The following is a 3,186-nucleotide window of genomic DNA, read 5'->3' on the forward strand; positions in this document are numbered from 1 at the left end:
AGCACCAAGCCACTGTGGGTACGAGAGTTCCGTTATGACTGCCAACACCGTCTGGTGGAGTTTATTGAACAGCGGCAGGGGCAGAAAACCCACTTTGCCTATGCCTACGATGCGTTTGGGCGGCGTATCCACAAGCAGGACCTGCTCTCCCAACGACCCGATGCTCTCACCCGGTTCTTCTGGCAAGGTGAGCGGATGGTGGCAGAATGCGCCGACGATGATAATATCTTTACGGCGGATGACCCTAAACCGGCGCATCAGGCAACCTATAAAAGCTATCTGTACAGCCCCGGCAGCTTTGTGCCGCTGGCACAGTTGTTGGGTAAAGGGCGCAAGTCAGAGATTTACTACTACCTGACCGACCACCTGGGTACCCCGCAGGAACTAGTCAACTGCAAAGGACAGGTTGCCTGGAGTGCGGCGTACCGCGTCTACGGCAATCTGGCGGTAGCGTTCGTTGGCGCAGTGGCACAACCGTTGCGATTCCAGGGGCAGTACTTCGACGCAGAAAGCGGGCTACACTATAACCGCTATCGGTATTACTCCCCGGACACCGCCCGGTTTATCACGCCGGACCCGATTGGGCTGGCGGGGGGGCTGAACCAGACGCAGTATGTGCCTAACCCGACTGGGTGGGTGGATCCGCTGGGGTTGGCTAGTGTGAAGGGGGGATGTCCTCCAGACTCAGATATACCGGCGGGGGTGAAGACAGGTGAGCCTTCTGTACCAAAAGCAGCCAATGGCGAATTTAGCTGGAATAGATATGAGGAAATACCGACTTTACCTGAAGCTGAAACAAGCAACTATCTTTATAGAGGTGTTCATAAAGGTCATCCTGATGCAGAAAATGCAATTAAAGGTCGAGTTGAACCTGGAGATATTAACTCTAGCATATCACCTGAATTACATAATGAAGGTAATGTTTCAGGTATTAGCCCATATACATCGTGGACTAGAGATCCTAAAGTTGCCAAAATTTACTCTAAAGAGGATGGTCTGATATTAAGGGTTGAAGTTGGGCCTTCTAAATCCGATAGTAAATGGTCTTGGGAGTATTCTGAAGATCGCTATTTTGAGCAGGAGGTTCTAATGAAGGGGTCTCGCTCCGGAGATGTAGAGGTGTACAAGCCATGATAAATGTTCAAGAGCTAAAGTTATTGCTGCAAGAATACAATGTGGACGAGTTGTCAGAGAAGGCACTATCGCTCATACACTCTGTAGATGTGGACTTACTCACTGTTATAGGTGACCGAGAAAGAGTTTTGTTTGAGTTAAAAGTTCATGATAAATATGTAAAAAAATCCGGTGTTGACAACTTTGGGTTTGACAAAACAATAAATTCACTAGAAAAATCAGAAGTGAAAGATATAATTGTATGCAACTGTCATAATCCACGGTATGTTTTAAAAGTCTTTTTAAACATGGATTACAAAGTGATGGGTTTAATTGGAGTGGAGAAAATAAATAAAACTAAAGAAGAGATAGATAGGGAAATGCAATGGTTAAACAAAAAGAAAGATGTTAAATGAGCAAGCTTAATCTGTATACGGCGGACTGATAATCATTGCCTGCACATATCTATGGTGTGATGCTGTACCTAGTGTGTGCAGTGTGTACCGGTTGGCATACACTGACATGACCCATGTCTTGCTGTTGTGGGCAAAATCTGAGAGTAGCTCGTTGCTATATAGAGGAAATGGCTGAAATGGCTCAAGGACCACCGCAACACTTCTCTCATAGAGGATTCGCCGGATCTAGCAACCACCTACGATACAAGAATATCGAGAACACCAAAAAATGATAGCTCTGTGATATCATTTCTGTACCCAAGCACAGCAAGGCAGTATGGTGAAAGGAGTCAACGTGAGCGACGAGGAAGCAAGAAAGTATCCGCATAGCGCTATTTCCACTTGGAGCGGATTTGTCTACCAAGGCAAAGTGGCGCTCTATCATTGCCTCAAATTAATTAATGCTGATGATAGTGGCTTCGAGCTACAACTGGATAGCACAGACGATTTCGCGATTTACAAGGGTGATAAACTCATTAGTGCCCACCAAGTAAAAGCAAAAATAGGTGACTACCGTAGCAACTATAAGGACGCCTTAAAAAAAGCTGCCACCTTAGAGTTGGATAGAGTTGCCGGAACCAAAAGGTATTTTCATATATCGCAACCAATCAATGACCATAGCGATTACGTTGATCCCTACAATAGCGAACGAGTTGAGTTCTACTCATATGGTAAACTTCAACATTGTGAACTTCATGAAATAGAAGAGTTAACCAAGCAGGTCATTAAAGAAATTTATACCAAAAAAAATATAATTTTTGATGATAACCTACTTGACGTTAACTATTGCTTATTATCTGATAGAATCAGCTCACAAGCTCTAGCCATTCATGCAAAAATACAAAAGGAAGGTGATCCGCAACGCCGAGCAGCTTACGAAAACCGAATAACTGCTGCCAGCATTCTTTCGAATATAACGGACACTAATCCGTATCAAAGAAAAGACTATTACGCGATTGAACTTAAGGCGCGTCTTCACGCTTACCTTGAAGAAAGGCTCGCTGAATCACTCCCAGGTATGTCTGACGAGGGCTACGAAAGGGCCAGACGCATCTATGAGCTTATAAGACTTTCTGAGGGCGGCGATTTTAAAATACTCTGCCAACTGATGAAACCCTCAGAAAATTTTTCACGCATTCAGAGCACAGACATACGTCGATACTCGGACCTCGTGCATACCATTAATGTTGAGCCAATTTTAAAACGACTACCGCACTATTTAGACAGCAACAATAAATTTTACGCACCGACGGCATTATATCTACCAGAACCAACAGACAAAAAATACTGTACCTCTGAAATCATCGCTGAAATAAAAAATAACGACGATCTAGGCAGGCTGTTGTTCGAATTTAATAATCTCATTGCAGCCAAGGCAAACGAGAGCTTCATAATTGACACCAAGTATACAAACTGCTTCGATATAATCTCCACTGACGATCAAGATCGCATGGACAGTAATATCACCAAAAGTTTATGCATCAGCATTTTAACCAAAGACGACGCAGAGGCTCGACTTAAATGATTATTAACCTCATTCATCAAGCTCTAGATGCACACAATTTCTCCAAAGTACATGAGAACGACACGACTGGCTTCTATACCCGTGATCATTGAA

3 protein-coding genes are annotated in these 3,186 nt (G+C 44.0%); all 3 read left to right on the forward strand.

What is annotated here, in order from left to right:
- Nucleotides 1-1,134 (forward strand): RHS repeat domain-containing protein (locus U869_RS30290; protein WP_198530717.1); only part of this gene is annotated, 1,134 nt, incomplete at its 5' end.
- Nucleotides 1,131-1,529 carry a hypothetical protein gene (locus U869_RS0128930; RefSeq protein ID WP_025123558.1) on the forward strand — a complete coding sequence of 133 codons (399 nt, stop codon included), beginning with the start codon at nucleotides 1,131-1,133 and terminating at the stop codon, nucleotides 1,527-1,529. The genes U869_RS30290 and U869_RS0128930, both read left to right, overlap by 4 nt.
- Nucleotides 1,530-1,863: 334 nt before the next feature.
- Complete coding sequence (locus U869_RS0128935; protein ID WP_025123559.1) at nucleotides 1,864-3,093, forward strand: ABC-three component system protein; 1,230 nt, start codon at nucleotides 1,864-1,866, stop codon at nucleotides 3,091-3,093.
- Nucleotides 3,094-3,186: the final 93 nt, after the last annotated feature.

Source organism: Serratia sp. H1w, from assembly GCF_000633355.1.
Classification (GTDB): Bacteria; Pseudomonadota; Gammaproteobacteria; order Enterobacterales; family Enterobacteriaceae; genus Chania.

Excerpts from the sequence above, each read along its gene's own strand:
- U869_RS0128930 (WP_025123558.1), top strand. The coding sequence starts at position 1,131 with ATGATAAATGTTCAAGAGCTAAAGTTATTGCTGCAAGAATACAATGTG.